General features: G+C 53.6%; 13 protein-coding genes. 8 read left to right on the forward strand and 5 right to left on the reverse strand.

Annotation, left to right across the window (positions count from 1 at the left end):
• The first annotated feature begins 48 nt into the window (after positions 1-48).
• From acrA to DAI21_RS21450, 6 genes are all read left to right on the forward strand, one after another.
• Positions 49-1,242 carry a multidrug efflux RND transporter periplasmic adaptor subunit AcrA gene (acrA, locus tag DAI21_RS21425; protein WP_100777372.1) on the forward strand — a complete coding sequence of 398 codons (1,194 nt, stop codon included), beginning with the start codon at positions 49-51 and terminating at the stop codon, positions 1,240-1,242.
• Between the two features lie 22 nt (positions 1,243-1,264).
• On the forward strand, positions 1,265-4,411 hold the full coding sequence (gene acrB / locus DAI21_RS21430) for a multidrug efflux RND transporter permease subunit AcrB (protein ID WP_100777373.1): 3,147 nt from the start codon (positions 1,265-1,267) through the stop codon (positions 4,409-4,411).
• A gap of 511 nt (positions 4,412-4,922) precedes the next feature.
• Positions 4,923-5,297 (forward strand): Hha toxicity modulator TomB, encoded by a 375-nt coding sequence (gene tomB / locus DAI21_RS21435; RefSeq protein ID WP_100777374.1) that lies wholly within the window; start codon positions 4,923-4,925, stop codon positions 5,295-5,297.
• Between the two features lie 27 nt (positions 5,298-5,324).
• Positions 5,325-5,543, forward strand: a complete 219-nt coding sequence (locus DAI21_RS21440; RefSeq protein WP_012016344.1) for an HHA domain-containing protein — start codon at positions 5,325-5,327, stop codon at positions 5,541-5,543.
• 215 nt (positions 5,544-5,758) lie between these two features.
• Positions 5,759-6,310, forward strand: a complete 552-nt coding sequence (gene maa, locus DAI21_RS21445; RefSeq protein ID WP_107704127.1) for a maltose O-acetyltransferase — start codon at positions 5,759-5,761, stop codon at positions 6,308-6,310.
• Between the two features lie 117 nt (positions 6,311-6,427).
• Positions 6,428-6,895, forward strand: a complete 468-nt coding sequence (locus tag DAI21_RS21450; protein WP_100777376.1) for a YlaC family protein — start codon at positions 6,428-6,430, stop codon at positions 6,893-6,895.
• Here the strand turns inward: DAI21_RS21450 and DAI21_RS21455 are convergent.
• Positions 6,867-8,324 carry a PLP-dependent aminotransferase family protein gene (locus DAI21_RS21455; RefSeq protein WP_107704128.1) on the reverse strand — a complete coding sequence of 486 codons (1,458 nt, stop codon included), beginning with the start codon at positions 8,322-8,324 and terminating at the stop codon, positions 6,867-6,869. The two genes, DAI21_RS21450 and DAI21_RS21455, sit on opposite strands and share 29 nt — an antisense overlap.
• A 100-nt stretch (positions 8,325-8,424) precedes the next feature.
• Between DAI21_RS21455 and DAI21_RS21460 the strand changes: the two genes are divergently transcribed.
• On the forward strand, positions 8,425-9,135 hold the full coding sequence (locus tag DAI21_RS21460; protein WP_107704129.1) for a GNAT family N-acetyltransferase: 711 nt from the start codon (positions 8,425-8,427) through the stop codon (positions 9,133-9,135).
• On the opposite strand, the gene ykgO is transcribed toward DAI21_RS21460, so the two are convergent.
• The 3 genes from ykgO to DAI21_RS21475 form a co-directional block, all read right to left on the reverse strand.
• The gene (ykgO, locus tag DAI21_RS21465) at positions 9,132-9,272 is read right to left on the reverse strand and encodes a type B 50S ribosomal protein L36 (protein ID WP_005125190.1); all 141 of its coding nucleotides are present in this window, start codon (positions 9,270-9,272) and stop codon (positions 9,132-9,134) included. The genes DAI21_RS21460 and ykgO overlap by 4 nt on opposite strands.
• 2 nt (positions 9,273-9,274) lie before the next feature.
• Complete coding sequence (locus DAI21_RS21470; protein ID WP_095281030.1) at positions 9,275-9,535, reverse strand: type B 50S ribosomal protein L31; 261 nt, start codon at positions 9,533-9,535, stop codon at positions 9,275-9,277.
• 90 nt (positions 9,536-9,625) lie between these two features.
• Positions 9,626-11,002: a PTS transporter subunit EIIC gene (locus DAI21_RS21475; protein WP_107704130.1), complete on the reverse strand. Its 1,377-nt coding sequence runs from the start codon at positions 11,000-11,002 to the stop codon at positions 9,626-9,628.
• 278 nt (positions 11,003-11,280) lie between these two features.
• Between DAI21_RS21475 and DAI21_RS21480 the strand changes: the two genes are divergently transcribed.
• Complete coding sequence (locus tag DAI21_RS21480) at positions 11,281-12,480, forward strand: enolase C-terminal domain-like protein (RefSeq protein ID WP_107704131.1); 1,200 nt, start codon at positions 11,281-11,283, stop codon at positions 12,478-12,480.
• Here DAI21_RS21480 and DAI21_RS21485 read toward each other — a convergent pair.
• Positions 12,468-13,187, reverse strand: coding sequence for a GntR family transcriptional regulator (locus tag DAI21_RS21485; protein WP_100777381.1), 720 nt, complete (start codon positions 13,185-13,187; stop codon positions 12,468-12,470). The two genes, DAI21_RS21480 and DAI21_RS21485, sit on opposite strands and share 13 nt — an antisense overlap.
• Positions 13,188-13,211: the final 24 nt, after the last annotated feature.

Raw genomic sequence — 13,211 nt, forward strand, 5'->3', positions numbered from 1 at the left:
ACTTTTGATCCATTGATCAATTTGAAATCGGACACTCGAGGTTTACATATGAACAAAAACAGAGGGTTAACGCCTCTGGCGATCGTTCTGATGCTCTCAGGCGGCTTAGCGCTTACAGGATGTGATGAGAAACAGGCTCAACAAGGAGCACAGCAGATGCCAGAAGTCGGTGTCGTTACGCTGAAAACTGAACCTCTTCAAATCACCACAGAATTACCAGGCCGTACAAGCGCTTACCGCGTTGCGGAAGTTCGTCCTCAGGTTAGCGGCATTATCCTGAAACGTAACTTCACCGAGGGTAGTGATATCAAAGCGGGTGTTTCTCTGTATCAGATTGATCCGGCAACCTATCAGGCCTCGTACGACAGTGCGAAAGGTGACCTGGCGAAAGCCGAAGCGGCAGCCAAAATTTCTCAGGTGACCCTGAACCGTTATAAAAAGCTGCTCGGCACGCAGTACATCAGCCAACAGGATTACGACACGGCGCTGGCCGATTCTCAACAGGCTAACGCTGCGGTACTCGCTGCAAAAGCCGCTGTTGAAACGGCACGCATTAACCTGGCGTACACCAAAGTGACCTCCCCTATCAGCGGTCGCATTGGTAAATCAGCTGTCACCGAAGGTGCGCTGGTGCAGAACGGTCAGGCCACCGCGTTGGCTACCGTGCAGCAGCTTGATCCGATCTATGTTGATGTTACGCAGTCCAGCAACGATTTCCTGCGTCTGAAACAAGAGCTGGCAAGCGGTGCGCTGAAGCAAGAAAACGGCAAAGCAAAAGTGGAGCTGGTGACCAGCGATGGCATCAAATTCCCACAGGCTGGCGCGCTGGAATTCTCTGACGTGACCGTCGATCAAACCACTGGTTCTATCACCTTACGCGCAATCTTCCCGAACCCTGACCATACGCTGTTGCCAGGTATGTTCGTGCGTGCCCGTCTTGAAGAAGGCACCAACCCAACCGCACTTCTGGTGCCACAGCAGGGTGTAACACGTACGCCACGCGGTGATGCCAGCGCGCTGGTTGTGGGTGCGGATGACAAAGTCGAAACGCGTCAAATCACTGCTACGCAGGCGATTGGCGACAAATGGCTGGTGACGGACGGTTTGAAAGATGGCGATCGCGTGATTGTCACTGGTTTGCAAAAAGTACGTCCTGGCGCGCAGGTGAAAGCGCAGGAAGTCAAATCTGACGATAAACAACAAGCCGCAGCCGGTGGCCAGTCAGAACAAACCAAGTCTTAACTTAAACAGGAGCCGTTAAGACATGCCTAATTTCTTTATCGATCGCCCCATATTTGCGTGGGTGATCGCCATCATCATCATGCTTGCAGGGGGACTGGCGATCCTGAAGCTGCCCGTAGCGCAATATCCAACGATTGCGCCGCCAGCAGTTTCGATCACCGCGACCTATCCTGGGGCTGATGCAAAAACGGTGCAGGACACCGTGACTCAGGTTATCGAACAGAACATGAACGGTATCGATAACCTGATGTACATGTCCTCCAACAGTGACTCAACCGGTACGGTTCAGATCACGCTGACCTTCGAGTCTGGTACGGATGCGGATATCGCGCAGGTTCAGGTGCAGAACAAACTGCAGCTGGCGATGCCGTTACTGCCGCAAGAAGTCCAGCAGCAGGGTGTAAGCGTGGAGAAATCCTCCAGTAGCTTCCTGATGGTTGTCGGCGTTATCAACACCAACGGCACCATGACGCAGGAGGATATTTCCGACTACGTGGGCGCCAACATGAAGGACGCCATCAGTCGTACTTCAGGTGTGGGTGACGTTCAGCTGTTTGGTTCCCAGTACGCGATGCGTATCTGGATGGACCCGAACAAACTGAACAACTTCCAGCTGACCCCTGTCGACGTGATTAGCGCGATTAAAGCGCAGAACGCCCAGGTTGCAGCCGGTCAGTTAGGCGGGACACCGCCGGTGAAAGGGCAACAGTTGAACGCCTCTATCATCGCGCAGACCCGTCTGACCTCCGCCGATGAGTTCAGCAAAATTCTGCTGAAGGTCAATCAGGATGGTTCTCAGGTTCGCCTGCGCGACGTTGCGAAGGTTGAGCTGGGCGGTGAAAACTACGACATCGTGGCGAAGTTTAACGGCCAGCCGGCTTCCGGTCTGGGGATTAAACTGGCGACCGGTGCGAACGCCCTGGATACCGCGACCGCGATCCGTGCTGAACTGGCGAAAATGGAGCCGTTCTTCCCGTCAGGTCTGAAAATCGTTTACCCGTATGACACCACACCGTTCGTTAAAATCTCTATTCACGAAGTGGTGAAAACGCTGGTCGAAGCGATCATCCTGGTGTTCCTGGTTATGTACCTGTTCCTGCAAAACTTCCGCGCGACGCTGATTCCAACCATCGCCGTTCCGGTCGTACTGTTAGGGACCTTTGCAATACTGGCGATATTCGGCTTCTCGATAAACACCCTGACGATGTTCGGGATGGTGCTCGCCATCGGCTTGCTCGTGGATGACGCCATCGTGGTGGTCGAAAACGTCGAGCGTGTGATGGCCGAAGAGGGGCTGCCGCCGAAGGAAGCGACGCGCAAATCCATGGGCCAGATCCAGGGCGCGTTGGTCGGCATCGCGATGGTTCTGTCTGCGGTATTTATCCCGATGGCCTTCTTCGGTGGGTCAACCGGTGCGATTTACCGTCAGTTCTCCATCACCATTGTTTCGGCAATGGCGCTGTCGGTTCTCGTGGCGTTGATTCTGACCCCTGCCCTCTGTGCCACCATGCTGAAACCTGTTCAGAAAGGCGGCCACGGCGAGCATAAAGGCTTCTTCGGCTGGTTTAACCGCATGTTCGATAAGAGCACGCACCATTACACCGACAGCGTAGGCAACATTCTGCGCAGTACTGGTCGTTATCTGCTGCTCTATATCATTATCGTCGTGGGCATGGCATTCCTGTTCGTTCGTCTGCCAAGCTCTTTCCTGCCAGATGAAGACCAGGGCGTGTTCCTGACGATGGCACAGCTTCCGGCGGGTGCCTCGCAAGAACGTACCCAGAAAGTGCTGGATGAAGTGACCAACTACTACCTCACCAAAGAGAAAGCGAACGTTGAATCCGTGTTTGCGGTTAACGGCTTTGGCTTTGCGGGTCGTGGTCAGAACACCGGTATCGCCTTCGTTTCTCTGAAAGACTGGAGCGAGCGTCCAGGCGATGAGAACAAAGTCGAAGCGATCACCGGGCGTGCGATGGGAACCTTCTCGCAGATTAAAGATGCGATGGTATTCGCCTTTAACCTGCCAGCGATCGTCGAACTGGGTACGGCAACCGGCTTCGACTTCCAGCTGATCGACCAGGGCGGTTTGGGTCACGAGAAACTGACTCAGGCTCGTAACCAGCTGTTTGGCGAAGTGGCGAAACACCCTGATCTGCTGGTCGGCGTGCGTCCTAACGGCCTGGAAGATACCCCGCAGTATAAGATCGATATCGACCAGGAAAAAGCACAGGCACTGGGCGTGTCTATCAGCGACATCAATACCACACTGGGCGCAGCCTGGGGCGGTAGCTACGTCAACGACTTCATCGACCGCGGTCGTGTGAAGAAAGTGTACGTGATGTCTGAAGCGCAGTACCGTATGTTGCCGAACGATATCAACAACTGGTATGTGCGTGGCAGCGAAGGTCAGATGGTTCCGTTCTCCGCCTTCTCGACTTCACGTTGGGAATACGGTTCACCACGTCTGGAGCGTTACAACGGCTTGCCATCGATGGAAATCCTTGGTCAGGCGGCACCAGGCAGAAGTACCGGTGAAGCGATGAACCTGATGGAAGAACTGGCGGCGAAACTGCCTTCCGGCATCGGCTACGACTGGACGGGGATGTCCTATCAGGAACGTCTGTCCGGGAACCAGGCCCCTGCCCTGTACGCCATCTCGCTGATTGTGGTGTTCTTGTGTCTGGCAGCATTGTACGAGAGCTGGTCGATTCCGTTCTCCGTCATGCTGGTGGTACCACTGGGTGTTATCGGTGCGCTGCTGGCCGCGACATTCCGTGGCCTGACCAACGACGTTTACTTCCAGGTGGGCCTGCTGACAACCATTGGCTTGTCGGCGAAGAACGCGATACTTATCGTCGAATTCGCCAAAGATCTGATGGATAAAGAGGGCAAAGGTCTCGTTGAGGCCACGCTGGAAGCGGTACGTATGCGTCTGCGTCCAATCCTGATGACCTCCCTGGCGTTTATCCTCGGGGTAATGCCGCTGGTTATCAGTACCGGTGCAGGTTCCGGCGCGCAGAACGCTGTGGGTACCGGCGTAATGGGCGGGATGATTACCGCAACCGTACTGGCTATCTTCTTCGTTCCGGTGTTCTTCGTGGTGGTACGCCGCCGCTTTAGCCGCAAGAATGAAGATGTGGAACACAGTCACTCAGTAGATCATCACTGATACCGGTTTCACATGCTAAAAAGGCCGCAAATTGCGGCCTTTTTCTTTATCTGACGAAAATCATAAATTACGCTTATTGTTCGTTTATTTATTTTATGTCACCGCATTGAACTTCTGTTGTTTAAAGTCATCGTTAATCCTTACGGCAATTATTTAATTATTTCGTTTGCCCTAAAGATATTAGGATTATTCCTGGCGGTTTTAGGTAATGAGGAAGATTTGGGATTCCACATTTCAGGTGTAGGTTTTAGCTAACATGATGAATCCTAAGGTAGCCGACAAAATTTCTGCCATGATTTAGATAAAATTGACACTATGAATGAGGGAGATTCAGAGACGAACGGCGGCTAACGTTTTAATTGTAATTTTTCGTAATAGCGCGGTGAAATCTTGATCAGCATGGCTTATAGTTAAAGACATCAGGAAACAGCACCCGTTAAGGTAAGCTAGTTGTATCCATCCCGACAGCGTTGCTCGGGTGAGTAAAGAATCACTCAAAAGGGGATGCGCTATGGACGAATACTCGCCAAAAAGGCATGATATCGCGCAGTTGAAATTTCTCTGCGAATCCTTGTACCATGACTGCCTTGCCAATCTTGATGAAAGTAACCATGGCTGGGTTAATGATCCGACCTCCGCAATCAATTTGCAGCTAAATGAACTCATAGAGCATATAGCAACCTTCGCACTTAATTATAAAATTAAGTACAATGAAGATAATAAATTGATTGAGCAAATTGATGAATATCTGGACGACACCTTTATGTTGTTCAGCAGTTACGGCATTAACACACAAGATTTGCAAAAATGGCGTAAATCGGGAAACCGCCTATTCCGTTGTTTCATCAACGCGAGCAGAGCTAACCCGGTCAGTCATTCATGTTAAAATTATTACAATTACTAAGGTGAATTTATGTCTGATAAACCATTAACAAAGACAGATTATTTGATGCGCTTGCGACGCTGCCAGTCACTGGACACCCTGGAGCGTGTTATTGAAAAGAATAAATATGAACTTCCCGATCATGAACTGGCTGTATTTTATTCAGCAGCCGACCACCGCCTTGCAGAGTTAACGATGAATAAACTGTATGACAAAATCCCAGTATCTGTGTGGAAATTTGTCCGTTAATACCTAGTGCTTTGTTTTGAGGTTATATCATTACCTTCTTACGCTGAATTCACCTTTCGATATACGATCCCTGCGTGGCAAACAGACCCATCGTTTCAAACGTGCACGTCGGCAACAATGTTGTGATTATCATCACATCAGCTTAATGGGAACGTTCCCTTTCACGATGAGGTTCTTTACGCTGTAGCGTCAGGACCATTCCCGTGAGGTTTCCCATGAGTGAAGAAAAACAGAAAATGATTGCCGGTGAGCTTTACCGCCCCTCTGATGACACATTGCGGGCAGAGCGTCTGCGCGCGCGCCATCTGGTTCATCGTTATAACCATACGGAACCCGATGCTAAAGTTGAGCGTCGGGCAATATTGACGGAACTTCTCGGCCAGGCAGAAGATGCCTATATCGAGCCAAGCTTTCGCTGCGATTACGGCTATAACATTTATCTCGGTAAATCGTTCTACGCCAATTTCGACTGCGTGATGCTGGATGTCTGCCCTATTCATATCGGTGATAACTGTATGCTGGCACCAGGCGTGCAAATCTACACGGCCACCCATCCCCTGGATGCCACAGAACGCAACAGCGGCGCTGAATTAGGCAAACCGGTGACCATCGGTGATAATGTGTGGATCGGTGGCCGCGCGGTAATAAACCCAGGCGTCACGATTGGCGATAACGTGGTGGTGGCTTCCGGTGCGGTGGTCACCAAAAACGTGCCGAGTAACGTAGTAGTCGGGGGTAACCCGGCGAAGATCATCAAAACGCTTTAAGTCAGAAACCGGTAACTGTTATGGTTTTTATGCCCATAACTGTTACTTCTTTCACCCCCACCGCTCCCCTAAAATGGGCAGATCCCCTGTATTTTGCAAAATTCATGAAGGTTATAAATGACAGAGATACAGCGCCTGCTTACTGAAACCATCGACGATCTGAATGCCCGCGAAAAGCGCGATAATCGCCCGCGCTTTAGCATTAGCTTTATCCGTAAACACCCTGGCCTGTTCCTGGCGATGTATGCCGCACTGCTGGCGACGCTGGTCGTTATGCTGCTCTCAGAAACGCTGATCGACTCGGTCTGGCTGCTGGTGGTGCTTTTCGTCGTCTTTAACGGCTTTTTCTTTTTCGACGTTAATCCCCGCTATCGCTATGAAGATATCGATGTGCTCGATTTCCGCGTTTGCTATAACGGTGAGTGGTACAACACGCGCTATGTGCCGTCGGAGCTGATCAGCAATATTTTGCATTCGCCAAAGGTTGAAGACGAGCAAAAGGCGAAACTGCAGAAAATGATCTCCACCAAAGGTGAACTGTCGTTCTACGACGTCTTCACCCTTTCTCGCCCTGCCACTGCGTAATCAGGGTCTGCAAGCGCCTGATCCCAGGCGCAAACTGCGACGCTGACGTATTCCCGTATCCCAGCACCAGCCCGGTTTGTCCCTGGTTTGTATCAAGGTAGTAACCGCTCAGGGCGGCCGGTGCGAGCTGAAAGGCTCTTGCCTGCTGCACAATCGCTTTATCATCCACACCATCAATAGCAACGGTCAGATGCATACCGCCCTCACCGGCCAGCACCCGATGTGGAACGTGCAGTTCAGCGGCGAGCGCCTCGCGTAGCTGTCGGTAGCGCTTGCGATACAGCCTGCGCATCGCTGCAAGATGGCGCGCGTAGTGCCCCTCTTCGATAAACAACGCCAGGGTGCGCTGTTCGGCGCGATGCCCACCGCGCAGCAGCGAGCCGATGGCCGGGTGCGCAGCGCGGGCTAACGCCTTCGGGAGCACCATAAATCCGGTACGCAGCGACGGAAAGAGTGTTTTACTGAACGTCCCGAGATACACCACCGGCGCGTTCTCCTGCATCCCCATCATCGCCGGAACCAGTTCGCCGCTGTAGCGAAACTCGCTGTCGTAATCGTCTTCGATAATCCAGGCATGGTGCTGACGGGCAAACTCCAGCAGCGCCAGCCGCCGGTTAATACTTAACACGCTCCCGTAGGGAAACTGGTGCGACGGCGAGGTGAATATCAGTTTGGGTGAGTGCGCATGGGTTTCCAGACGCATGCCCTCTTCATCGACGGGCAAACCGACCATCGTCAGGCCCGATTTGGCAAACACGCTTTTCGCCCCGGCGTAACCCGGATCCTCAATCCAGGCAATATCCCCCGTTTCACTCAACAGCTGGGTACAAAGACTGACGCCTTCCAGCGCCCCTTCGGTGATCACAATCTGGCTGGCGTCACACTGGATGCCACGCGAGAGCGCAAGATGACGGGCAATCGCCTCACGAAGCGTAAGCTCACCCGCCGGTGAACCGTAGCCCAGCAGCGCACTGCCCTCTTCTCGCAGAACCCGATCGTACAGACGCCGCCACAGAGGCAGCGGGAAATAGTTGATCGCAGGCGTGCCGGGGGTAAATGCGGGCACCGGGGTACCACGCGGTGTCGGCGCAGGAAGATTCCCCACCCGGCGCGCAAGGGTGATATCCAGCGCTTGCGATGACTGCCCGGCGTGACTGTGCGCGAGATGCGCCACCCGCGTACCCTGTCGGTTGCGCAGCAGATAACCTTCCAGCGTCAGCTGTTCCAGTGCGCCGTTCACCGTATTACGCGAAATCGCTAACTGTTGGGCGATCAGACGGGAGCCGGGTAACCGGCTGTCGGCCTGCAATCTGCCGGTCAGGATCGCCTCACGCAATGCCCGATACAGCGTGCGCTGGAGTGTTTCTGCCCCACGGCGTTGCAGCGCCTGGGTGATGAGTGTGTAAAAGTCGTCGCCTGGAATGTTCATCTCGCCCTCCGTGGTACCACCATAACACACTCATGTGGACCTTTTTACAGGGCCACATTTTTCTTACTCTGAGGCTCTCTTTAAGCCAACGGGAATCAAGATGAATCAATTCAACCAGTTTGGTCAGCCAGTGGGCGATGAACTAATCGACTGGCAGCCGCGACCGCATCCAGAGCGCGTAGAGCTGAACGGACGCTATTGCACCTTAACGCCGCTACGACCGGAACACGCCGCCGCGCTGTTCGCCGCATACCATCTGGCGGAAGATACCCGCAGCTGGACCTGGCTGTTGCGTGAACCGGATGCAAACGTAGAGGCGTTTACCGCGTGGGTCGAGAGCGTCTGCGCGCTGTCTGATCCGATTCACTTCACGGTCATCGACAACCAGACTCAGGCTCCCGTCGGCACGCTGGCGCTGATGCGCATCGATCCGAAAAACGGCGTGGTGGAGGTAGGTCATGTCCATTTCTCCCCCCTGCTGAGCCGCACGCCGATGTCCACAGAAGCCCAGTATTTACTGATGCGCTACGTGTTTGAGGTGCTGGGCTATCGTCGCGTTGAGTGGAAATGCAACAGCCTTAATGAGCCATCACGGCGCGCGGCGCTGCGCTTAGGATTTCAGTATGAAGGGCGTTTTCGTCAGGCGCTGGTGACCAAAGGCCACAACCGCGATACGGACTGGTTTTCAATCATAGATAAAGAGTGGGAGACGCGGAATCGCGCCTTTCAGAACTGGCTTGCCGCCGACAATTTCAGCGCCGACGGCAAGCAGATAAAGTCCCTGGAAAATTGGCGAATGCTACAGAACTAACGTCTTTTCTTACGTCCCTGCACCGCTTTAAACCGCGGATTCGTTTTGCAGATCACGTACAGGCGGCCTTTGCGTTTAACAATCTGACAGTCCGGATGGCGCTGTTTTGCACTGCGCAGCGAGTTAAGTACCTGCATGATTAACCTCGTTTCGCATTAATGAAACCGCCAAAACGCTGACGGAAACGGGCCGCGCTGCCTTCGGTCGAGAAGGTTTTCTGCTTACCGGTGTAATACGGGTGCGATTTCGATGACACCTCGATGGTGATGTACGGAAACGTCTCGCCGTCGAGTTCGATTTCGCGGTCGGTCTTAATGGTCGAACCTACTTTAAAATATTCGTTCGCACTGGTGTCGTGGAAAACGACGGTGCGGTAGTACGGATGGATATCAGCTTTCATGGTCATCTCGTCATGTTTTGTTATAACATAACAAAATGGTATCCGAGTCGCGAACAAAAAACAACCCCCGCCGTCGGGCGAGGGTTTAGCTTACTTTTCTTCCGCCTGTTCTTTCCCTACCAGCATGGTCGTCAGGACAAACGACAGCACCAGCGCTATCACCACGCCCGAGAGCGCAAAGATAAAGTAAGGCCCGATATAGGCCGGCAGGCTGAAAATGCTCGACAGAATGTAGCCGTAGAGACGAACGCCAAAGAACGCGATAAACGCTGAGGCCAGAGAACTGGCGACGGTGGCGGCGATAAACGCTTTTTTGAAGCGCGTCAGCACCCCAAACAGCGCCGGTTCCGTAATCCCGAGCAGAGCGGAAATGGCCGCAGATAAGGTCACGGTGCGCTCCTGCCGATCGCGGCTGATACGCCAGATTGCGAAGGTCGCCCCGGCAATCGCCATGTTAGCCATAAACATCATTGGCATCAGCATGTCGTAGCCGCGATCGCTGAAGTTTTGCAGCGCGATAGGCGTCATTGCATGGTGCATACCGGTGAGGATCGCCACCGGACGAATCGCGCCGACCACCAGCCCGGCGAAACTCGCCGACACGCCAAACAAGCCTTCGATAAACAGCGCCAGTCCTTTACCGAGCCAGATGCCAATCGGCCCGATCACCACCAGCGCAGCCAGTGCGCCGAGGAACAGCGTCAGCGTCGGGGTAAAGACCGTTTTCAGTACGTCGGGCATGATGCTGTCCACCCAGCGGTGGATGTAGCTCAAAGCCAGAATAGAGAAAATCACCGGGATCACGCTGGAGGCATAGTTAAAGACCGACACCGGGATCACATCCAGCAGCCAAATCGCGCTGACCGCCCCCTCCTGATGCGTGGCCAGCGCTTTCGCCGCTTCGATGAGCGACGGATACATCAGACAGGCCGCAACGGCCGCCGCCAGATATTCATTAGTCTTAAAGATTTTCGCCGCCGAAACGGCAAGGAAAAATGGCAGGAAGTAAAAAACGCCGCTGGCGATGAGATCGATCACCATCACCGTGTCGCTTTTCGCCGAAACAACTTTCAGGGCGATAAGCCCGGCCAGCAGACCTTTGATCATCCCTGCCCCGGCAATCGCCGGTACGATCGGGCCAAACACGCCCGACACCGTGTCCATAAACAGCGACACCAGGCTCTTACGCCCTTTTGTCGCCGCAGGTGTCGCGGTGTCGTTATTGCCCAGCACGCTGAGCATTTGCTCGTACCAGCTGTTCACCTTCGGTCCGATAATCACCTGAAACTGATCGCTTTGCAGCTGCGCGCCCAGCACGCCAGGCAGTTTTTTAATCTCGTTTTGATCGACTTTATTATCGTCAATCAGATCAAAGCGTAAGCGCGTCATGCAGTGCCAGACTTTATTTATATTCCCCTGGCCGCCGACCAGACGAATAATATTATTGATGGCTTCTTGCGTCCCCATAAAGACTCCTGCCGGATGTTGTTGTCGTTTTAATGTTGCCATGAGGATAATTAAACCCTCACAACAAAACAAACCAATAAAATTTGATTCCGCTCACACTTAGCCATAACAAAAGCCTAAAAACCCTCATCAATCTAAAATTGGTATGTTTTTTAATTACTTTACCGTTAAATAACTGACCAAAATAAATAGTCAAAAAAACGGTTTACCCGCCAACATTTTTAGGGTGATGATATTCCCCATAACCTATTCCCACAGAGCCCCCAAGGAGTTATTTCGTGACGCCTGTGATGATTAAAAATATCGAATGTTTTATTACCCGCCCGGACCGACATAATCTGGTGACGGTACGTGTCACCACCGACCAGGGGATCACCGGCCACGGCTGCGCCACCTTTCAGCAGCGTCCGCTGGCGGTCAAAACCCTGGTGGATGAGTACCTCAAACCGCTGCTCATTGGTCGCGATGCGAACAATATCGAAGATCTGTGGCAGATGATGAACGTCAACGCCTACTGGCGTAATGGCCCGGTGATGAACAATGCGATATCGGGTGTCGATATGGCGCTGTGGGACATCAAAGGCCAGCTGGCAGGCATGCCGCTCTATCAACTGCTGGGCGGCAAATCCCGCGACGCGATCCCCGCCTACAGCCATGCCAGCGGCGAAACGCTGGAAGAACTGTTCGCCTCCGTGGATTCCCTGCTGGCGCAGGGTTACCGGCATATTCGCTGTCAGCTTGGCTTTTACGGCGGCACGCCCTCGGCAATTCACGCCCCGGATAATCCAACGCCTGGCGCCTGGTTCGATCAGCAGGAGTACATGGCGAACACCGTCGAGATGTTCCGCGCGCTGCGGGAAAAATATGGCTGGAAGCTGCACATTTTACACGACGTCCACGAGCGACTGTTCCCGCAGCAGGCCGTTCAGCTGGCAAAACTGCTCGAACCGTTCCAGCCCTATTTTATTGAAGACATTTTGCCGCCGCAGCAGAGCGCCTGGCTTGAACAGGTGCGCCAGCAAAGCTGCGTACCGCTGGCGATGGGGGAATTGTTCAACAACCCGGCAGAATGGCACGACCTGATCGTCAATCGTCGTATCGACTTCATCCGTTGTCACGTATCACAGATCGGCGGCATCACCCCGGCGATCAAACTGGCACATCTGTGTCAGGCCTTTGGCGTGCGTCTGGCGTGGCACGGGCCGGGCGACATGACGCCTATCGGCGTGGCGGTGAATACCCATCTGAATATTCATCTGCATAACGCGGCGATTCAGGAGTTCATTCCCCGTTCGCAAACCACGGATGCGGTTTTCCCTGGCGCACCGGTGGCAAAAGAGGGATTTGTCTATCCGCCTGTCAACGCCGGCATCGGCGTGGGCTTCAACGAGGAGCTGGCCCTGGCGCATCCGGTTGTCTACCGCCCGCATGAGTGGACACAGAGCCGCCTGCCCGATGGGGCGATTCATACACCCTGATTTTGCCGCCAGGTTAAGTTGTCGCGGTTGTAGGGGATGACGTAAGTACAGGTGTAGTTGATGTCGATAATATCGCTCACCTCGAACACGCGTCCTCCGTCGAGAATACCGCGATTATTAATATGCATCGCCGGGCTGCCCTTCTTGCAGCCCAGAATCACCGCCTGTTCGCGGCTGACGCTCACTGCACGATAGGTGGTCAGCATGTGGGAAATGGTGAAACCTTTGCTCAGCACGTACTGCTGAATCGATCGCTCAATCGCCTGCTGGTTAAGATCGGGAAAATCCGCCACCGGCATGCTGGAGATCTCCAGCTGTACCGGCGCATCATCGACGTAGCGCAGGCGGCAGAAGTGCCAGATAAAACTCTCCTCATCTAGCCCAAAAATCTGCTGCGCGGCGCGATCCGGGCGCGTTTTATGCAGGCTGATCATCCGATAACGGATCTGATCGAAGCGTTTCTCCGTGATCGAGTTATAGACCAGCGGGTTATTGCGCGCCTGCTCGTTGATCCAGATCCCCGAACCCTGCACAATCCGCACCACTCCGATGCTAACCAGCTTTTCCAGCGCCTGGCGAATAGTAAAACGCGACACGCCGTACTCCTCGGCGAGCTGTCTTTCCGGCGACAGCTTACGCGGTCCGGGCGTCGTATCCTGGTAAATTTTGCTCAGCAGATCTTGCGTCACAAACTCTTTTTTTTTCATAAGCCTTACCTGAATGAAATCAAA

The sequence above is a fragment of the Lelliottia sp. WB101 genome (assembly GCF_003051885.1).
Lineage (GTDB): Bacteria > Pseudomonadota > Gammaproteobacteria > Enterobacterales > Enterobacteriaceae > Enterobacter > Enterobacter nimipressuralis.

Coding starts and splice junctions, on each gene's coding strand:
- acrA (WP_100777372.1), top strand. CDS start 49: ATGAACAAAAACAGAGGGTTAACGCCTCTGGCGATCGTTCTGATGCTC.
- acrB (WP_100777373.1), top strand. CDS start 1,265: ATGCCTAATTTCTTTATCGATCGCCCCATATTTGCGTGGGTGATCGCC.
- tomB (WP_100777374.1), top strand. CDS start 4,923: ATGGACGAATACTCGCCAAAAAGGCATGATATCGCGCAGTTGAAATTT.
- DAI21_RS21440 (WP_012016344.1), top strand. CDS start 5,325: ATGTCTGATAAACCATTAACAAAGACAGATTATTTGATGCGCTTGCGA.
- maa (WP_107704127.1), top strand. CDS start 5,759: ATGAGTGAAGAAAAACAGAAAATGATTGCCGGTGAGCTTTACCGCCCC.
- DAI21_RS21450 (WP_100777376.1), top strand. CDS start 6,428: ATGACAGAGATACAGCGCCTGCTTACTGAAACCATCGACGATCTGAAT.
- DAI21_RS21455 (WP_107704128.1), bottom strand. CDS start 8,324: ATGAACATTCCAGGCGACGACTTTTACACACTCATCACCCAGGCGCTG.
- DAI21_RS21460 (WP_107704129.1), top strand. CDS start 8,425: ATGAATCAATTCAACCAGTTTGGTCAGCCAGTGGGCGATGAACTAATC.
- ykgO (WP_005125190.1), bottom strand. CDS start 9,272: ATGCAGGTACTTAACTCGCTGCGCAGTGCAAAACAGCGCCATCCGGAC.
- DAI21_RS21470 (WP_095281030.1), bottom strand. CDS start 9,535: ATGAAAGCTGATATCCATCCGTACTACCGCACCGTCGTTTTCCACGAC.
- DAI21_RS21475 (WP_107704130.1), bottom strand. CDS start 11,002: ATGGGGACGCAAGAAGCCATCAATAATATTATTCGTCTGGTCGGCGGC.
- DAI21_RS21485 (WP_100777381.1), bottom strand. CDS start 13,187: ATGAAAAAAAAAGAGTTTGTGACGCAAGATCTGCTGAGCAAAATTTAC.